General features: G+C 59.9%; 10 protein-coding genes. 9 read left to right on the top strand and 1 reads right to left on the bottom strand.

The features are described from left to right. Window positions 1-226: 226 nt before the first annotated feature. The 7 genes from DS839_RS15115 to DS839_RS15085 all read left to right on the top strand — a co-directional run bounded on the left by DS839_RS15115 (window position 227) and on the right by DS839_RS15085 (window position 10,175). Window positions 227-637: a DUF302 domain-containing protein gene (locus DS839_RS15115; protein WP_119271189.1), complete on the top strand. Its 411-nt coding sequence runs from the start codon at window positions 227-229 to the stop codon at window positions 635-637. 81 nt (window positions 638-718) lie between these two features. After that, window positions 719-1,225, top strand: a complete 507-nt coding sequence (locus DS839_RS15110) for a (2Fe-2S)-binding protein (protein ID WP_162918540.1) — start codon at window positions 719-721, stop codon at window positions 1,223-1,225. Next, window positions 1,222-2,238, top strand: a complete 1,017-nt coding sequence (locus DS839_RS15105; protein WP_119271185.1) for an FAD binding domain-containing protein — start codon at window positions 1,222-1,224, stop codon at window positions 2,236-2,238. Before DS839_RS15110 ends, DS839_RS15105 begins: the two co-directional genes overlap by 4 nt. A 106-nt stretch (window positions 2,239-2,344) precedes the next feature. Then, window positions 2,345-4,615 carry a xanthine dehydrogenase family protein molybdopterin-binding subunit gene (locus DS839_RS15100; protein ID WP_119271183.1) on the top strand — a complete coding sequence of 757 codons (2,271 nt, stop codon included), beginning with the start codon at window positions 2,345-2,347 and terminating at the stop codon, window positions 4,613-4,615. A gap of 80 nt (window positions 4,616-4,695) precedes the next feature. Beyond that, a complete protein-coding gene (locus DS839_RS15095; protein ID WP_119271181.1) occupies window positions 4,696-7,578 on the top strand; it encodes an ATP-binding protein in 2,883 nt (960 codons plus the stop codon). A 167-nt stretch (window positions 7,579-7,745) separates the two neighbouring features. Then, window positions 7,746-9,044, top strand: coding sequence for an epoxide hydrolase family protein (locus DS839_RS15090; protein WP_119271179.1), 1,299 nt, complete (start codon window positions 7,746-7,748; stop codon window positions 9,042-9,044). 108 nt (window positions 9,045-9,152) lie between these two features. After that, a complete protein-coding gene (locus tag DS839_RS15085) occupies window positions 9,153-10,175 on the top strand; it encodes an alpha/beta fold hydrolase (protein WP_119271177.1) in 1,023 nt (340 codons plus the stop codon). Here the strand turns inward: DS839_RS15085 and DS839_RS15080 are convergent. After that, entirely contained in the window at window positions 10,172-10,474 is a 303-nt protein-coding gene (locus tag DS839_RS15080; protein ID WP_119271175.1) for a DUF1330 domain-containing protein, read from the bottom strand. The genes DS839_RS15085 and DS839_RS15080 overlap by 4 nt on opposite strands. Before the next feature lie 301 nt (window positions 10,475-10,775). Here DS839_RS15080 and DS839_RS15075 point away from each other — a divergent pair, with 301 nt between their 5' ends. Further along, on the top strand, window positions 10,776-16,619 hold the full coding sequence (locus tag DS839_RS15075; protein ID WP_119271173.1) for a DUF6531 domain-containing protein: 5,844 nt from the start codon (window positions 10,776-10,778) through the stop codon (window positions 16,617-16,619). 92 nt (window positions 16,620-16,711) lie between these two features. Continuing rightward, window positions 16,712-19,033, top strand: coding sequence for a PASTA domain-containing protein (locus DS839_RS15070; protein ID WP_119271171.1), 2,322 nt, complete (start codon window positions 16,712-16,714; stop codon window positions 19,031-19,033). The last annotated feature ends 24 nt before the right edge of the window (window positions 19,034-19,057 follow it).

Raw genomic sequence — 19,057 nt, 5'->3', positions numbered from 1 at the left:
ACTCCGTGAGGACAAGTCGCGACGGATTTATACTTCAATTTTACTCCCACATCCCTGCTGAATCCAGCCGATGCCAGGGTTGTGATTTCCCCGGGGGCGCAACGCCGCTTCGGTCTTGGAATTCAACGACTTCTACCTGGGTAACGAAGATTCACAACCATTAACTCTGCCCCCGGCTGCACTGCAGGCATGCTCGCTTGGGGGATCCAGCGAGAAGAGGATGAGAATGGAGATCGCCGGCTTCAAGACGCAAAGCAGCGGCTTCGGGCCCGATGAAACGATAAAGCGCCTTGCGGCTGCGATCGAGGCGCGCGGAATGACCGTCTTTGCCCGTATCGATCATGCTGCCGCCGCCCACCGGGCCGGCCTGACGCTCTGGCCGACAGCCGTGATCCTCTTCGGCGATCCCCATATGGGAACGCCGCTGATGCAGGTCGCCCGGACAGTGGCCATCGACCTGCCGCTGAGAGCCATGATTTGGCGGGACCCGTCCGGAGCAACCTGGCTCTCTTACAACGATCCCAAATGGATCTTCGAGCGGCACGGCTTGGATCCGAATGCAGACCCCGCTCGTGCCCTCAGGGAAGCCCTCATCGCCAGCGTCCAGGAAGCGGTTGGCGCGCTTCAACCCGAATAACGAAAATTTACAACCATTAACTCCCACCCTCCGAGCCCGCGGCGCATGCTGGCCACATCTGAGAAACGCGGAGTTGAAAAAATGGCGCAAACAGGCAAAACCCAGCCCACCATCCCGATACCGCCGAGGATCCGGACGACACTCATCGTCAACGGCGTCGAAAGGGAACTCGACGCATCGCCGTGGACGACGCTGCTCGATGCCTTGCGCGACCACCTCGATCTGACCGGCACCAAGAAGGGCTGCGACCATGGCCAATGCGGCGCCTGCACGGTGCTGGTCGACGGACGGCGCGTCGTCTCCTGCCTGACGCTTGCCGTCATGAAGGATGGCGCCAGGATCACCACCATCGAGGGATTGAGCGAAGACGGCACGCCCAATGCCCTGCAGCAGGCCTTCATCGATCATGACGCCTTCCAGTGCGGCTATTGCACGCCCGGACAGATCTGCTCGGCTACGGGCCTGATCGCCGAAGGCAAGGCCAAGACGGCCGAAGAAATACGCGAGCTCATGAGCGGCAATATCTGCCGTTGCGGCGCCTATCCCAATATCGTGGCGGCGATCCAGCAAGCGATGGGACAGTCATGATCAATTTCGAATATCAGCGGGCGAGCGACGTCGCCGAGGCCATGCGCTTCATCACCGCCGATCCATCAGCGAAATTCATCGCGGGCGGCACCAACCTCATCGACCTCATGAAGGGAGATATCGAACGCCCCTCGCGCCTGATCGACATTTCGCGATTGCCGCTCAAGGCCATCGAGGCAACGGCCGATGGCGGACTGCGCATCGGCGCGCTCGTGCCGAATTCCGATCTCGCCTATCATCCGCTGATCACGGAACGCTATCCCTTGGTCGCGAGCGCGATCCTGGCCGGCGCATCGGCGCAATTGCGCAATATGGCCTCGACCGGCGGCAACCTGCTGCAGCGGACCCGCTGCCCATATTTCTATGACACCGCCACACCCTGCAACAAGCGCGAGCCCGGCAGTGGATGCTCGGCCATCGAGGGGCTCAACCGCATGCATGCGATCCTCGGTGCAAGCGACGCGTGCATCGCAACGCACCCTTCCGACATGTGCGTGGCGCTCGTCGCTCTCGATGCCAAGGTCCATGCACGGGGACCGGCAGGGGAGCGCGTCATCGCCTTTTCGGACTTCCACCGACTGCCAGGGGATACGCCGCAACACGAAACCAATCTGCACAGTGACGAGATTTTGACGGCGATCGAGCTTCCGGCGCAAGGCTTCGCGGCAAACCACTCCTATCTCAAGATCCGCGACCGCCTCTCCTATGCCTTCGCCCTGGTATCGATCGCCGCCGCGCTCGAGCTTGACGGCAACAAGATCACCGAAGCCCGCCTGGCCTTGGGCGGCGTCGCGCACAAGCCGTGGCGCGACCGGGAGGCCGAGGCGAGCTTGCGCGGACAGACCGCCGATGCCGCCGCCTTTCGTCGCGCAGCCGATATCCTGCTGCACGGTGCCAAGGGGTACCCGCACAATACCTTCAAGATCGATCTCGCCCGCCGCGGGATCATCCGGACGCTGACCCAGGCCGCGCGCGGCACGCCGCAAGTGCAATCCAGCAAGAAGATCATGTGAGGCTTGAATGACGACAGACATCAGCCGCCGCGACGTCCTGCAAGGTGCAGTCGCGCTGGGAGCCCTCGGTCACGGAACATGGGCCAAGGCAGAGGAGACAACGCCAATGACGACAGCGACGCAGCAGGCCCTGACGCCGGGCAACGGCAAGCCCTATGTCGGCGCCGCCATACCTCGCATCGACGGCCACGCCAAGGTCACCGGCGCCGCCAAATACGCCGCCGAGTTTACTGCCCCGGGCCTGCTTCACGGCAGCGTCGTCACTTCCACCATCACCAAGGGCCGCATCACGCGGATCGACGCAAGCGCGGCGCTCGGCGTCGAGGGCGTGATCGACGTGCTCACGCATGACAATCGGCCGGCGATGGCGAATAGCGATAAGGCCTATCACGACGATGCCGCGCCCGCCGGGTCGCCCTTTCGGCCGCTCTATGACGACAGGATCATGTTCAACGGCCAGCCTATTGCGCTGGTCGTCGCCGAAGCGCCGGAGATCGCGCGTTTCGCGGCGTCCCTCGTGCGGGTGGACTATGAGAGTGAGCCGCATGTCACGGACATATACCGCCAGCGCGACCATGCGGTTGCGCCGAAAGCCCCGACCAATCCCTTCGAGGCCATGTTCGCGCCGCCGCCCGCCCGTGGCGATGCCGATGCCGCACTCGCCGCGGCAGAGACGCAGCATCGGGCCGAATACTACGTCCCGATCGAGCACCACAATCCGATGGAGCTCTATGCCACGACGGTGATGTGGGAGAAGGACGGCAAGCTCACCGTCTATGACAAGACCCAGGGCGTGCAGAACGTGCAGCGCTATCTGTGCGGCGTGTTCGACATGAAGCCGGAAGATGTGCGCGTCATGTCGGCCTTCATGGGCGGCGGATTCGGCTCGGGGCTGCGCCCGCAATATCAAGTCGTGCTGGCGGTTCTGGCAGCTCGGGCCACGAAGCGCCCGGTGCGCGTCGTGCTCACCCGGCAGCAGCTCTATGAGCTGGGTTACCGGCCTGCCATGATCCAGCGGATCGAGCTTGGCGCCAAGGCCGATGGAACCCTCGCGGCCATCACCCATGACGCGGTCACGGTGACATCGCAATATGAGGAATTTCATCGCCAGGAGACGGGCTGGTCGGCTCTCCTCTACGCTTGCGCCAATGCGAAATATGCCCACAGGCTCGCGCGTCTCGATTTGGCGACGTCGGCCGATATGCGCGCGCCGAGTGCCGCCTCCAGCGTCTATGCGTTGGAATGCGCGATGGACGAGCTTGCCGTGGCGCTCAAGCTCGATCCGCTCGAGCTTCGCTACAAATGCTATTCGGATCGCGACCAGATCGCCGATCGGCCCTATAGCAGCAAGGCCTTGCGCGATTGCTATCGGCAGGGTGCTGAAGCTTTCGGCTGGGACAAGCGCAATCCCGTAGCGCGCTCGATGCGCGACGGCGGCGATCTCGTCGGCTGGGGCATGGCGACCGGCATATGGGAAGCCTTGCAAGTGCCCATTACCGTGCGTGTCGGGCTCGATGCGCAAGGGCATGCGGAAGTGTCCAGTGCTACATCCGACATCGGCACCGGCACCTATACGATCATGGCGCAGGTCGCGGCCGACATGCTGGGCCTGCCGATCGCGAATATTGCGATCAAGCTCGGCGATTCGACCTTGCCGAGCTCGCCGGTCGAGGGCGGATCCTGGATCGCGGCCTCGGTGTCGAACGGGATCGTCACGACATGCGCGTCGGTGCGTGAAGAATTGCTGCGCCTGGCAAAGCAATTGCCGAATTCACCGTTCGCGAGCGTTCAGCCGCAAGATGTCCTGCTGGCCGAGGGCAGGCTGGTGAGCAGCAAGGATGCTTCGCGTGCCGTGCCGGTCGGCGATATCCTGCGGCATGCCGGCGTGAACCGTATCGAGCAGGAGAAGACCACCGAATTTCCCGATGACGGCTCACATGCGCACAACACCCATTCGGCGATCTTCGCGGAAGTGAAAGTGGACGAAGAGCTCGGCGTGATCCGCGTGACCCGCGTGGTCAGCGCCGTCGCCGGCGGGCGCATCCTCAACGCCAAGACCGCCCACAGCCAGATCCTGGGCAGTGTCGTGTGGGGCATCGGCATGGCGCTGCATGAGGAAACGCTGATCGACCACAGATTCGGGCGCATCATGAACGCCAACATCGCCGAATATCATGTGCCGGTGAACGCCGATATCGGCGACATCGAGGTGATCTTCGTCGATGAACGAGACGATCTCGTCAATCCGCTCGGCATCAAGGGACTGGGCGAGATCGGCATCGTCGGGGTCGCCGCGGCCGTCGCCAATGCGGTCTATCACGCGACCGGCAAGCGGGTGCGCGACCTGCCGATCACGCTGGACAAGGTGAGTTCATGATACACACCCGCCGGAGTCGACAGGACTAACGCCCTCCATTAGGTTTCCCCGGGGCCAATCCTTGTTGAACGGAGCTAGGGGTGACCGATCAGGCTCCACTTGCGCCGCCGGGCGTTTTCGAGTTCGGGCCCTTTCGCCTGCTCCCCGCCCGGAAGCTGCTGCTCTTGTCCGACCAACCCGTCCGCCTGGGCAGCCGGGCGCTCGATATCCTGATCATGCTCGTCGAGCGTTCGGGCGAGCTTGTCGGCAAGGACGAGATCATCGCCCGGGTCTGGCCGAATACCTTCGTCGAGGAAGGCAGCCTCAGGGTTCATGTCGCGGCGATCCGCCGGGCGCTCGGCGACGGTCAGGCCGGAAAGCGCTACATCGCCAATGTCCCGGGCCGCGGCTATCAATTCCTGGCCCAGGTCGAACGCGCCGCAGGGCAGCCTGCGGCAGGGCAACCATCGCCCGCATCCGGTGCCGGGCAGGGTCTCCCGCTTTCGCTTGCCCGCATCGTCGGCCGTGACGATACCGTTCGCCTCATCGCAGCACGGCTTGTTCAATCGCGCTTCATCACCATCGTGGGACCAGGAGGAATTGGCAAGACCACGGTCGCGCTGGCGGTGGTCGATGCCCTGGCTCAGTCCTTTGCCGACGGCGCCCGGTTCGTCGATCTGGCACCGATCGGCAATTCCGGGCTTGTCGCAAGCGCGGTTGCGTCTGCGCTGGGCCTCCCGATTCGCACCGACGACCCGGCCACGGACCTCGCCGCCGCCCTTGCGGACAGGAAGATGCTGATCGTTCTCGACAGCTGCGAGCATGTCACGGAGACCGCGGCCCTGCTGGCCGAAGCATTGCGAAAGGGGGCGCCCGGCGTGCATCTTCTCGCAACCAGCCGCGAACCGCTGCGCGCCGAGGGCGAACGGGTGCATCGCCTGTCGCCGCTCGCCACGCCATTGTCGCCCGCCGGCCTCACGGCCGCGCAAGCCTTGGCGTTTCCGGCGATCCAGCTCTTCGTCGAACGGGCCGCCGCAAGCCTCGACGGCTTCACGCTGAGCGATAGCGACACTCCGCTCGTCGTCGATATCTGCCGCAGGCTCGACGGCATTGCGCTCGCGATCGAAATCGTGGCGGGTCGCGTGGATACGTTCGGCATCGCCGGCATCGCCGAGCTCCTGAATTATCGTTTCGGTCTGCTCCTGCGCGGCCGGCGCACGGCGCTGCCGCGGCATCAGACGCTCAGTTCCGCGATCGACTGGAGCTATACTCTGCTGCCCGAATGGGAGCGCGTGATCTTCAGGCGCTTCGCGGTATTCGCGGGCGGCGCCACGCTCCCATCCGCGAGCGCCGTCACCGCCAAGGCGGACATGGCCGCCTCGGATGCCGTCGAGGCCATCGCCAATCTGGTCGCGAAATCGCTGGTGACTGCCGATGTCATGGGGACCACCGCCCGATACCGTCTGCTCGACACGACGCGCGCCTATGCGCGCGAGAAGCTGATCGAGAGCGGAGAACTCGAGCCGTTCACCCGTCGGCACGCGGAACACTACAAGGAGTTGTTCGAGCGCGCCGAGATGGAATGGTCGACAAGGGCCAGCGAGGAATGGTTCGCCGTCTATGGTGCGGACATCGACAATGTGCGGGCGGCATTGGACTGGACGTTCTCACCCGACGGCGATGGATCGATCGGTGCGGCGCTCACCATCGCCGCCGAGCCCCTGTGGACTTATCTTTCGCTGATCGACGAATGCCGCCGGCGCGTGGAGCAGGCCCTTGCAGGCCTGCCACCGGAAAGCCATGGCACGCGCCGCCATATGCAGCTTCTGGCGGCGCTCGGCTCGACGCTGCTCTATGGGAATGAAGGTGGCGGGCGGGGCGTCCGCGAAATCGGGGCGATCTGGGCCCAGACCCTCGAGATCGCCGAAAAGCTCGACGACATCGACTATCGCCTGAAGGCCCTGTGGGGATCGTGGATCGATCATTTCAACCGAGGAGAACATCGCGCTGCCCTGGAGCTGGCCCGGAAGTTCCGCGACCTGGCCGCCAACGCGTCCGCGTCAGCCGACCAGTCGGTCGGGGATCGGATGATCGGCTTTTCGCTGCACCTTTTGGGGGACTTGGCCGATGCGCGCCGGCACATCGAGCGCATGCTCGGCAGCTATGTGGCCCCGCTCCGCCGCTCGCATGTCATTCGCTTCCAGTTCGACCAGCGGATCACCGCCGAAATGACCCTGGCGCAGATCCTCTGGCTGCAGGGACTGCCTGATCAGGCCATGCGCACCGCAGAGGCTGGCGTAGAGGAAGCGACCGCGCTCGGCCACGCGATGTCCTTATGCAACATCCTGGCACAGGCCGCCTGTCCGATCGCCCTTCTGACCGGCGATCTCGAGGCAGCCCACCGCTTCATCGCCCTGTTGCTCGCCACCGCGGCCAAGAATGCGCTCAACATGTGGGAGATATGGGGGCGCTGCTTTCACGGGCTTCTCCTGACGCGCAGCGGTGATCCGGCTCTCGGCCTCGAAGAGCTTCGCAAGGCATTCAGCGAGCTTCCGCCGGCACGCTTCGCGTTGCGCTACACGGCCTTCCTTGGCGAACTGGCCGAAGCTCTCTCCAATGCAGGCCAAGTGGCGCAAGGCGTTGCGGCTATCGACAAAGCCCTGGAGCGATCCAGGCACAATGAGGAACTGTGGTGCCTGGCCGAACTTCTTCGCATCAAGGGACAGATCGTGCTCAAGGAGGGTGGAGCGCATGCGGCGCAGGCCTCGGAGCAGCATATGATGCAGTCGCTCGCCTGGGCCGGCCGTCAAGGGGCTCTCGCGTGGGAACTGCGCACGGCGACAAGCCTGGCGCGACGGTGGCGGGAGGAGGGACGCGCGGAAGCGGCACGCGATCTCCTGGCCCCGATCTATGCGCGCTTTCATGAAGGCTTCGGTACGGCCGATCTTATTGCGGCGCACAATCTCTTGCAGGCATTGCGATAAGCGGATTTGTCAAGCGACCGCCAGATTCAGCCTTGCAATTCAAGCTTTTCACCCCCGGCTAACGAAAATTTACAACCATTTACTCCCCTTGCAGCGGCGCCCGGCGCACACTGCCCGGCGTCAGATGAGCTGCGGCAGTAAGGCCCATCGAATCCGAGGAGGACATCATGACCGACCAATCCGCAGGACTTACGCGTCGTGCTTTGCTTGCCACGTCCACCGCTGCTGCCGGTCTTGGGATGGCGGCCCTTGCCACATCCGAGGCGGTGGCGGCCACCGACCCCAACGCGATCCGGCCCTTCAGCGTGAAGGTCTCGGATGACGAGCTCGCCGACCTGCGCCGGCGCATCACGGCGACCAAGTGGCCCGAGGCGGAAACGGTTAGGGATTCATCACAAGGCGTGCAATTCGCGACGATCCAGAAGCTCGCGCATTATTGGGCGAGCGATTACGACTGGCGCAGGATCGAGGCGCGGCTGAGTGCCATTCCACAATTCATGACCGAGATCGACGGGCTCGACATCCATTTCATTCACATGAAGTCGCAGCACGAGAATGCACTGCCGGTGATCATCACGCATGGCTGGCCGGGCTCGATCCTCGAGCAGCTCAAGCTCATCGATCCGCTGACCAATCCCACGGCCCATGGTGGGAGTGCCGCGGACGCGTTCGATGTGGTCATACCGTCCCTGCCGGGCCACGGCTACTCAGCCAAGCCGACCGCGACCGGCTGGGATCCCCAGCGCATCGCACGCGCCTGGGTGGTGCTGATGAAGCGTCTGGGCTACACCCATTATGTGGCGCAAGGCGGCGACTGGGGCGATGCCGTGACGGAGCAAATGGCTTTGCTGAAGCCGCCGGGACTGCTCGGCATCCATGTCAACATGCCGGCGACCGTTCCCGACGATGTGGCAAAAGCCCTGCATGACGGCGGCCCGCCGCCCGCCGGCCTCTCGGCCGAAGAGCGGAAGGCCTATGACGAGCTCGACACCTTCTACAAGCACGGTCTTGGCTATGCGATCGAGATGGGCAACCGGCCGCAGACACTATACGGGATCGCGGACTCACCGGTCGGCATGGCGGCGTGGATGATCGATCATGACGAAAAGAGCTATCAGCTGATCGCCCGCGTTTTCGACGGACATCCCGAAGGACTGACGCGCGATGACATTCTCGACAATGCCACGCTCTACTGGCTGACGAACACCTCGATCTCGGCGGCGCGTCTCTATTGGGAGAGCAAGCTGGCCTTCTTTGCGCCGAAGAACGTCACCATCCCCGTGGCCGTCAGTGTCTTTCCGGACGAGCTCTATGAGGCGCCGTTGAGCTGGGCCACTCGGGCCTATCGCAAGCTCATCCATTACAACAAGCTGCCCAAGGGCGGCCACTTCGCCGCCTGGGAGCAGCCGAAGCTCCTGACGTCCGAGCTCCGCGTCGCCTTCAGGTCGCTGCGCAAGGGCAGTTGAAGCAAGCAAGACCGGCTTGCCGTCTCGTCTTCCTCCCAGATCGGGCGATCGGTGTAGAATGAGCACCGATCGCCTGTTGTCATTTATCTTTTGAGAAAGCGGTTCATCATGGACGCAATGAAATCTCGCGAGACCATCGATCACCGGCGCCGGCGCATTGTCGGCGCTGCGGCCATTGCCCTTGCCGCCATCGAGCTCGGCATAAGTCAGCCGGCGCAGGCAGCATCTGCCTCCTTCGGCGCGCTCAAGGAAATCGAGGCCGGTGTCCTGAAGGTGGGCTATGCCGAAGCAGGCCCTGCCGACGGCGCAGCCGTCATCCTGCTGCATGGCTGGCCTTACGACATCCATATGTATGTCGACGTGGCACCACTCCTGGCGGCGAAAGGCTATCGGGTGATCGTGCCTTATCTGCGCGGCTATGGCACGACGCGCTTCCTGGCGAAGGAGGCGATGCGCAACGGCCAGCAACCGGCGCTCGCCGTCGACATCATCAACTTGATGGATGCGCTGAAGATCGACAAGGCCGTGATCGGCGGCTGCGACTGGGGTGCCCGGACTGCCGACATTATCGCAGCACTTTGGCCGGAGCGCTGCAAGGCGCTGGTCTCGGTGAGCGGCTATCTCATCGGCAACCAGCAGGCCGGCAAGCTGCCGCTGCCGCCCAAGGCCGAATTGCAATGGTGGTATCAATATTATTTCGCCACCGATCGCGGCCGCGCCGGCTACGAGAAATATACGCGCGACTTCGCCAGGCTGATCTGGCAGCTGGCGTCGCCGAAATGGAATTTCGACGACGCCACCTTCGCGCAGAGCGCCGCCGCTTTCGACAATCCCGATCACGTCGCGATCGTGATCCACAATTACCGCTGGCGGTTGGGCCTGGCGGAGGGCGAGGCGCAATTCGACGATCTGGAGAAGCGATTGGCGCAGGCGCCGGTCATCGGCGTGCCCACGATCACGCTCGAAGGCGACGCCAATGGCGCGCCCCATCCCGAGCCGGATGCCTACCGAAAGATGTTCTCCGGCCCATATGCGCACCGCACCATCACGGGGGGCATCGGGCACAATCTGCCGCAGGAAGCCCCGCAAGCCTTCGCTGACGCCATCACCGACGTCGATAGCAAAAGCTAGCCACCCGCAACGGGGTGCACGCCTTCGACAAAGAGCAGCCGCCGGTCGAGGGCGTGGGGGCGGAATTTGAGCGCCTCGGCATAGGCGGGTGATGCATACCATTCCTTGGCAATCGCCATAGTCGGGAATTCGACGATGATCGTCTTGCGAGCGGGACCGCCTTTGATGAGCTCCGCCGTCCCGCCACGGGCCAGGTAGCGCCCGCCATATCGGGCGATGCTGTCGGCCGCCAGGCGGCGATAGGAGTCCATCGATTCACGGTCGCGGATTTCGACCTCGGAGATCACATAGGCTGCCAAGGCGTCACTCGTTGGCAGAGTCCAGGACAGGGGTGCCCCATCGAGGTGAACTAGTCTTGGAGCACCTTCGTTGGGCTGACCGCAGTGTCGAGCTGGGCAAGGTGTATCTAGCCAGGCAGTAACATTTTGAAATGAGTTGTGGTTTTGGTCGTTTGATGATTTCAAAATCCAATTCAGCCTCGCTGTTTGGGAAGGCGGCTCGGCAATAAAGCCTGCGGCACCGCCGTAACACGGGCATCAACTCGAAAAGGTGATATAGTAGTTGAAAGGACGGCAACGCGGGGTCGAGAGAAATCGAGACATGCCCGAGGGATACGCCGATAGCCTTTCATCTCCTCCCGAAGGATCTACGGAGTGGTGGCTGCGCCAGATCTCGCTTGATCTGAAAAAGCTCTACGGGGAAGGCCACTACAAGGATCCCTGCTCGGCGGCGGAAGAATTCTACAACAACAACGTCGAACGAGACGCCTTGGGCACGCCGACAGGCAAACTGGTGTTTAAGGAGGATTCCGAGAAGAACACGTGGCAGCTTCTTACGCGGGCCTGCGAGGAGTTCAAGTTAATCCATGGCGGTACCCCGGAGCCGAAACCAAAGCCGACGCGCGTCACCAAGGCAACGGCGACGAATCCCGATGTTCCGCCTCCCGAATCTGACACACCCGAGCACCAAGGCGCGCCGGATGTCGAAGTCTGGGGGCTGCTCAGCATACGTCCGAAACCTGCGCACGTTACGCTCCAGACAGCACCCTATCGCGTGTACGATCCAACCGAGCCTATTCCTGCAGAGGAAATTCCCCAGCGTCTGGAACCTACGTCACCGGCTGGTCCGCCTCCCCCGCCCGATGACTCAGAATTGATTCGTCGTCTTCTGGTCAATGAACCGCTCCCGGAGCAGCGGAGCTGGAGTCACTCTGGCCAAATAGCTCTCTTGCCCGTCGGTGATGGCGATCCGGTCGATCTCTTCACGGGCGCTCTAACGATCAGCGAGGTTGATTTCGACATCCCCACGCCATTCCTCCCCCTGCGCTTGGTGCGCATGTACCGCAGCGGGCTTCCATATTTTGGTCCGTGGGGCTTTAACTGGGATCACAATTACAACGTATATTTGCGTGAATTATCCGATGGCGGCATCGCCCTGTGGAGCGGAAGCTTACATGAAGACTATTTCCGCTGGACGGGCGACGCGTTTGAGCCGGACTACGGAGTCCATAAGCGTCTAGAACGCCTTGGCGAAAAACAGTACAGGTTGACTCACTCAGGTGGCGTCACCTGGGAATTTGCCTATCCCGAAAACTGGTCCAACCTGGAGCGCATTCCGCTACTGGACATCTTTGACCGTCACCGGAATAGGATCAAACTCGGGTACGACGGAGAGAACCGTTTGCACCATGTTCGCGATGAGGCTGGACGTGGCCTTTTCTTCCATTACGGTACGTGCAACCTCCTGGAAGCGATCGAAGATCACAGCGGCAAGCGGCGTGTTGAATATTGGCACCATCCCGAAATTGAGCATCTCGTCGGCGTGAAAACGTTACCGACCGCCACTTATCCTAAAGGCGCCACTACGTGTTATGAGTATGACTTTCTCAACCCCCATCCCGCCGCGCGACACAACTTGCGAAGAGTCGTCGACGCTGAAGGCCAGACCTATCTGCAAAACGAATACGGCGGACCTGAAGCTGGCTGGGCATTCAACCGGATAACGCAACAACTGCATGGCGATTTTCTGTACCAGTTCGAGTACGAACAAATACAGTATGTTCCAGAGGATCCCGTCTACGCCGATGTGCTAGCCAGACGCACAGTTGTTCACCCGCCGGACGGTTCGCTTCACACCTATACATTCAACTATCGTGGAGATCTGATCAACTATCGCTTCCGGCTCAACCGTGATGGGTCCTATCGTGTGGTCGTATACGCGTGGGAGTACGACACACAGGGCAACATGACGAAAGAGATTGGTCCAGCTGTCACGACCCATTTTGAGTACGATCACGAGAATCAGGATCCCTGCGCGCGCGGCAATCTACGGAATGTAGCGCTTGAATCCCGGCTAATGCCGGATAAGCGTACGATGTTTCAGGGCTGGTATGATCCAATCTATCAGCTTCCCCTGCTCATCCGCGACGAAAACGATCAAGCTACACAATTTGAATATGACATCGGCGTGGGGGCGACCGGAAGGCTGCGGAGAATCGAGCTGCCGACGGTGACTCTGCCAGAGGACGGCGGCACGCAAGAATGTGTTACTCGGTTGGAAACCAATAGCCGCGGACAAGTGATGGCGATGATTTCGCCAGGAGGCGTCCGTGACGAACTCTACTACTATCCCAAGGACCAGCAACAACCACCGTCAGGGTCCAGCGAGCCGAAGCCTCCGATCTTGGAAGGCTTCATCAAGACATTGATTCAAGATGTGGCCGGGGTCGCCTACAAAACTGAATACACCTACGATGCTGCTGGTCTGCCGGCGAAAGTTTCCAAGCCCGCAGGCGTTGTCACCGAATTCATTTACAACGCGCTAGGACAACTTGAGGAGAAGGCGCTCCCCGCAGTCGCAGGTTCTGTCGCTCGAACGCGCACGAATTTCACGAGAGAGGGTGTACCGCTTCGCGTCGAGCGGCCAAGAGGCGACTATGCTGATAGTGTCATCACCCAGGATGCGATTGTTGATGAATACCGGCTGGATATCCTTGGCAACGTCAAAGAGCTGATCCTAGGAGCCAATACAAACCGGCCGCGAAATACGAAGTTCTATCGTGATCATGCTGGCCGCGCGCGTGAGACAATCGATCCCACTGGCACGCGCGCTCAACGCTGCTTTGATGAGCGCGGTTTGCTGCTGGAGGAAACTATTGGAGCCGAGACAGCAGAAGCGCTTACGACACGTTTGACCTACGATGTGGATGGCTCACTGCGCCGCGTCAAAGAGCCGAATGGGACAGTCACCGAGGTAACGAAACGAGATCTCTGGCGGCGTCCTCTCGAAATGCGACTTGCAAACGGTGCTCTAAAGAAGTTCGAGTGGCAGCCAATGGACCGTTTGGGGGAGATCCGTGTCGAAGAGGAGCCGGGTGATGGGACGCGCATCCTCGCACGTGAGCAGTTCGATTATGACGAGCGAGGCCGATTGATACGCGAGAGAGTCCACATCATCAACGACAACCCGGGCGGAACCCAAGTGCTCAGCACTACGTACGTCTATGATCCTGATGACCGACTTCGCAGGATCCGTATGCCCCGTGGCGGCATTCTGAAGTTTGACTATGATGGCGTGAGTCGCCTTGTCCATGCGGAGGATGTGTTTGGCAATGTCGAGACCACCGTGTATGGCACAAATAACAATTTGGCCACCGTTACGCGCAAGGAAATCGAGCCGGGCGGCACGCGCACGACGTCCTGGCAATATGAATATGATAGTCGCCGCAGGCTGGAGAAGATAACGTCGCCCGGTGGGGCCGAAGTTACGCACGTCCATGATGACCGCAACCTCATCGTGGAGCGTCGCGAACCACTCGGCGTCATCACCAAATATCGCTACGGCTTGCTGGGGGAACTTGAGCAGAAGCTACTCGACCCGACTGGTCTAAACATCAAATCAGAATACAAACATGATCTGCTAGGTCGTCTTACACACTTCGTTGATCCGATCGGAGAGACAACACAGTGGCATCGTGACGCGATCGGCCGTATTGTCGATGTGGTGCTGCCCGACGGATCGCACTGGCAACAGAGTTTCAACAGCCAAGGGCAACTAGCGACGCGTACTACACCTGCGGGCTCGCAATTTCTGTTCACTTATTACGCGCACAGCGGTGAGCTGCGAAGCATCGAGTGCGTGCCCGGGATAGTCGTCCTTGCCGTCCCTAAACACGAGTTCGCCTACGATCTGCTCGGCCGCCAAGTACAAGCATCCTTCCCCAACCACACGGTTGTGCAGAAATTTGATAGTGTTGGGCGCTTGGTTGCTGAATCCAGTCAGGGCAAGACCTTGCAGGTCAGGTTCGATGACCTCGCTGGCCAGGTTGACCTCGTTTATCCCGACGGTCGCGTGGAACGGACGACGGTCGATCTCGGTGGTCGACCGACACAAGTATCATTGGTTACACCTGGCTCGCTTGGCGGGACTCCCGACTCATTCATTGCCCAGTTTGTGTACGCAGGTAGGGACCGGCTACATTCCATCGTCACCAGAAACGGCATCACTGCTGAACTGGTCTACGATGATGCGCTCCGTCTCATACGACTTGGGCACACGAAGGCGGGGCAGGTGCTGGAGTCCTGTCGATATCGCTATGACCGGCGGAATCGACGGCGACTGATGCAACTCCTGGGACCTCCTCAAAGCAATCGATTGCACCGCTTCGACTCCCGGGACCGGCTCAATTATGCGTCTTCAGATTTTCCTCTAGCTCAAATTTCCGATGCGGCGACGCAACAGGAACAGGACCTAGACATCGCGGCTGCCGAGCAGGCGAGCGCGGCCGCTCAGAGGAAGGAAACATTCTCACTCGACGACGCCGACCGCCGCCAGCAGCGACAGCTTATGCTCAGCAGCAGCTCTATCAACACGCTTTACAACTATGCGACCGGGCACAAGGTCACGCAAATCGGCTCCGAAACGATCTTGTACTCCGCCGATGGACCACGAGAGAAGGATGGGAAGCACCGCTACGACATTGATGCATTGGGCCGGATCGTACAAATTCGGGAAGCCGCATCGGGCTCCGTGCAAGCCAAGTTTACTTATGATCCTTTATCGCGGCCTGCGAGAATGGATGTCGGCGGACAAACATATCAGCGTTGGTTCAGGGGCAGCCGGTGGGTTCATGAGGAGAGATTTCCACTTGCTGGTGTGCGCCAGATGACGCCACATCCACTCTGGCCTTCACCGATCGAGCAGCGAACAACCGGAAGCACGACAACACTTCACTTCGATGGCTTGTTCTCGACCCTCTTCGTCACGGACGCCACCGGAGCCGTGGTGGAGCGCGACCGCTTCGATGTCTTTGGCAAAGAGTCGCGCTTCATGGCCGACGGTATCACACCGTTTTCGGTCAGTGTGGCGGAATCAGATCCGATATTCGGAGCAATGCCGTTGCTTTCTGCGCTCGGTCTATATGAAACCCCTGCACGGCTTTACGACCCGGAACACGGATTGTTCATCTCACGCGACCCGAAACTCTATGCGGACGGTCCATCGCCGTATCTCTATGCGCTTCACAATCCCGCGGATTTCGTAGATCCGCGCGGCACTGACAAAAAAGCCTCAGACGATTTCGTTAGGCAAACCATTGCGGTACTGCGTGCCACAGAAAGACCCGAGTACAGGGCCGCCTTTATGGCGAACCTGGCTGCTCAGCGCCCGGATCTCTTCAAAGCGTCAGCGGTGGAACGCGGCGTGACCAATGTTGTTTTGGGAATAGCTGTAGTCGGTGGTGCAATCCTCGCTGTTCCGTCAGGGGGCAGTAGTCTTGCAGTCGCGGGTGCTTTCGTCACAGCCTTCGGAGGAGGCACTGCAATTGGATTTGGTGCTATCCAGATAACTGGGGGGCTATTTGGCGGGGTGTCCGCCGAGGAGGCAGAACAAATCGATGTGCTAGTCAGTCACACATCAACTATCTTTGATCCTTACTCCGGACCTGCTTATCTGACGATATACGTGTTGACGGGCGACGCAGATCGAGCACTTCACGCCGGAATGTATTTTGGTCTTTTGAGTCTGGGAAGTGGTGGCAAGGTCAACTACTCCAGGCTTTACGCCGCACACCCGGGATGGAACGTAGGTAGAGAAGCCGCGATGAATCGCGCGTTAAAAATGATCCTCGCGGACCCGGAACATCCCCTACGTTTCCTAGTAAATCCCACCACAAAAGATTGGATGGCGCGTTCGCACCTTAGTGAGCTACCGGCTGTTCAGGCGGGGCATAAAGTTTCAAGGTGGACGGGAGAGCCAGAGTTCATTGGAATAGAAGAAGCGTTTCCCAATCAGTGGACCGGTTGGAGGGGCGAGAGAGGGAAGCGGGCATGGTGGGATAAGGAGTTCATCGATGTTAGAGGCATCCCGGTTGAAGCCGAGTCTGCAAAAGGCTGGGCAGCACAGCCTGAAGGTATCAAGCTCTTACCCTTCATTAGTCCCCGATAGAAGGCGTCAACCGGCGGCATGTGCGCTGGGGAGTTGCATCCGCGGTGCTTCTTCTTCTCGCGCTGTTTCCGAACCCTGGATGGGAGGATCTCATGACGATTAGCGCTCTCTCTCTACCCGTTGATATCCCGTGGAAGCGGCTTTGCGTCAGTGCGGACATGATTGATGAAAAGGTCTGCGACCGGGTATTTCCATATCGCTGGCGCTCCTCTGTCGCCATCTTCTCATACGAACCTCCAGATGAACACCAAACATATGAGAACATGATCGTCTCATACCTGAAGGTTGCGTGCACTATCACCGGTTTGCAGGTGGGTGACGAAATCAGGCAACAACTGGGGATTCCTCCTGATACCAAAATAACTCCCTTTAGCGACACTAGCGTTACTCAATTGGGAATCGATTCACTAAACGAATATTATGGCTGCTATGGAGCGATTCTCGAGGTATCGCTCAAGCCAACGGGCTCCGCTGCCAGCGACAAATCCAAATATCCCTACTTTATGGACTTCGAACCCAAGAAGCGCGAGGTGTACGAACTTGTCTCCGAAACTGGCGAAGTCATGTCACGATCCCTTTCTGGCATCAAAGTCCAAAAAGGGATGACTACAACACAATCTCATGAAGTCTTGGATGTTTTCAAAGGAGGCAGCCTTGAAGCGAAGGGGCCCGGAGGAGCTGGAGCTGGGATTTCCGTTCAGGGAGAATGGGGTACAAAAGACGTAACTCAGCAGGAATATTCCAATCTCCGTTCGAGCGACCAATCGCGGGAGATGCGAGAGCTGTTCTCCCATACTACACAACTCACGCAGATGTATCATCAGTTCACGAGCTACCATTTGGGCACAAATCGGGCCGTTTTCTTCGTTCTTCCCCGGCCCCATATTGTTCAAACTGAGCATACTTTTGTTAATGGACCACGCGAACTTGAAGGAATACAGGAAGTCTTTCTGGTCGTCATGCGACCCAAAGAGGTGCAAGAATTCTGTGTCGAGGCGTATCTGGAAACAGCTCATATCGCTTGGGAGAAACAACACGGCAGATCAGAAAAATTAGTGCATCTCCAAGCATCGTTTCCGCAGGACCCTAAAGCGGCAGGATATGGGCCGCCGGATGCAACGGCATACAATATAGATTACCACTCATGGGATTATACGGCGACCTACACAGCGCCACCAGGGCTGGAAATTGACGTCGATCGCAATGGTGCAGAGGTTAAGGCGGTTCAGACTGTTCCGTCCGAGATCGATTCGCCTGGTAGTAAAATGAACAAAGCACCGGTGCAATATACAGCGCCCGAAGTGGTCATGGGCACCGAGCTGAACCAAGTAAGCGTCACCGGGAAAGTTGGCCCCCAATTCGTGAGAGACCAGGAATTTCCCGATGATACTGTCATTCGAGCCTGCTTGCCTCCACTAAGTGTAAAAATCGATCTTCTCGTTTTTCTGCGCAAGAGCGGCTTGGTACCTACTGAGGTCCCTGCAACGCTTTTCATAACGGGCCGCGGAGTGTGCTGCTGTCCTCCTGAACGGGTCTCTGTCCGTCCGATTGGTACAGCCGTCCTCATTGAAAGGACCAGGCCTGAGTGGTCTAATTTGGGCATAACTGCGGGTACGATGTTGGTTAAGCAGGCAAATAGGCTTCGCGCAGAGATCGGCACCGCGATGCTTCAGAGCGTTAATGATCCCCACCGTTACCCCCGGGACACGGTAAGCATGCTCGAAACGCAATTCCTATCCCGCCGCATCGCTAACAAGATCGGGCTCCCGGGCCATCCGGATAATCAGTTGGTTCAGGACATAGACGGCGTGAGGTCTGATGTTCGTGACAGAATTGTCGCCACCATGCCCCGCTTGCGGCGGGCAGACGTGCTGCGTATGCAGCTGCAGGAGACGATGGATCGCTTTGGCCTTACTCATCAAGAAGCCGTTCACTTGCGCCGAGCCGCATTTGGCCTTGAACAAGGGCCCCTCGATCCGAAAGACCGTTGGGATCCGCCTCGAAGCCGCGTAAAGCACAAAGTGCCTAATCTAGCTGGCATACCGCTCAAGGAGGCGAGGCTGCTACTGGAAGAAGAGGAACTCTTGATAGGAGAACTGGCCTACCAGGATAGCGAGCAACCGAAGGATATCGCCTTGAGCCAATCTCCAGCGGCTGGCGAAGAGGTCAATCGTGGAACAGAAATAAACCTAGTCCTCGCTACCGGCCTATCCGTTCTGATCCCTGATGTTGTAGGTAAGCCTCTGACAGATGCGTTGTGTATGTTGCATGATGCCGGCTTACGGTCTTCGCCTGACCTTGAATTCAGCAGTCGCCGCGAACATCCCAGGCACACGGTGATTGAGATAACCCCCAAGGCTCGCACTTACATAACCCCAAACGCACGGGTAGTGCTCGAGGTGGCGCGATCGTGACTATGGCACATCAGAACGGGCGGA

Source organism: Taklimakanibacter deserti, assembly GCA_003574785.1.
This window is presented reverse-complemented; position numbering and strand designations above follow the sequence as displayed.

What these genes read in the sequence shown, in the direction of transcription:
- DS839_RS15090 (WP_119271179.1), top strand. Translation starts at nt 7,746, where the DNA reads ATGACCGACCAATCCGCAGGACTTACGCGTCGTGCTTTGCTTGCCACG.
- DS839_RS15105 (WP_119271185.1), top strand. Translation starts at nt 1,222, where the DNA reads ATGATCAATTTCGAATATCAGCGGGCGAGCGACGTCGCCGAGGCCATG.
- DS839_RS15085 (WP_119271177.1), top strand. Translation starts at nt 9,153, where the DNA reads ATGGACGCAATGAAATCTCGCGAGACCATCGATCACCGGCGCCGGCGC.
- DS839_RS15075 (WP_119271173.1), top strand. Translation starts at nt 10,776, where the DNA reads ATGCCCGAGGGATACGCCGATAGCCTTTCATCTCCTCCCGAAGGATCT.
- DS839_RS15070 (WP_119271171.1), top strand. Translation starts at nt 16,712, where the DNA reads ATGACGATTAGCGCTCTCTCTCTACCCGTTGATATCCCGTGGAAGCGG.
- DS839_RS15115 (WP_119271189.1), top strand. Translation starts at nt 227, where the DNA reads ATGGAGATCGCCGGCTTCAAGACGCAAAGCAGCGGCTTCGGGCCCGAT.
- DS839_RS15100 (WP_119271183.1), top strand. Translation starts at nt 2,345, where the DNA reads ATGACGACAGCGACGCAGCAGGCCCTGACGCCGGGCAACGGCAAGCCC.
- DS839_RS15110 (WP_162918540.1), top strand. Translation starts at nt 719, where the DNA reads ATGGCGCAAACAGGCAAAACCCAGCCCACCATCCCGATACCGCCGAGG.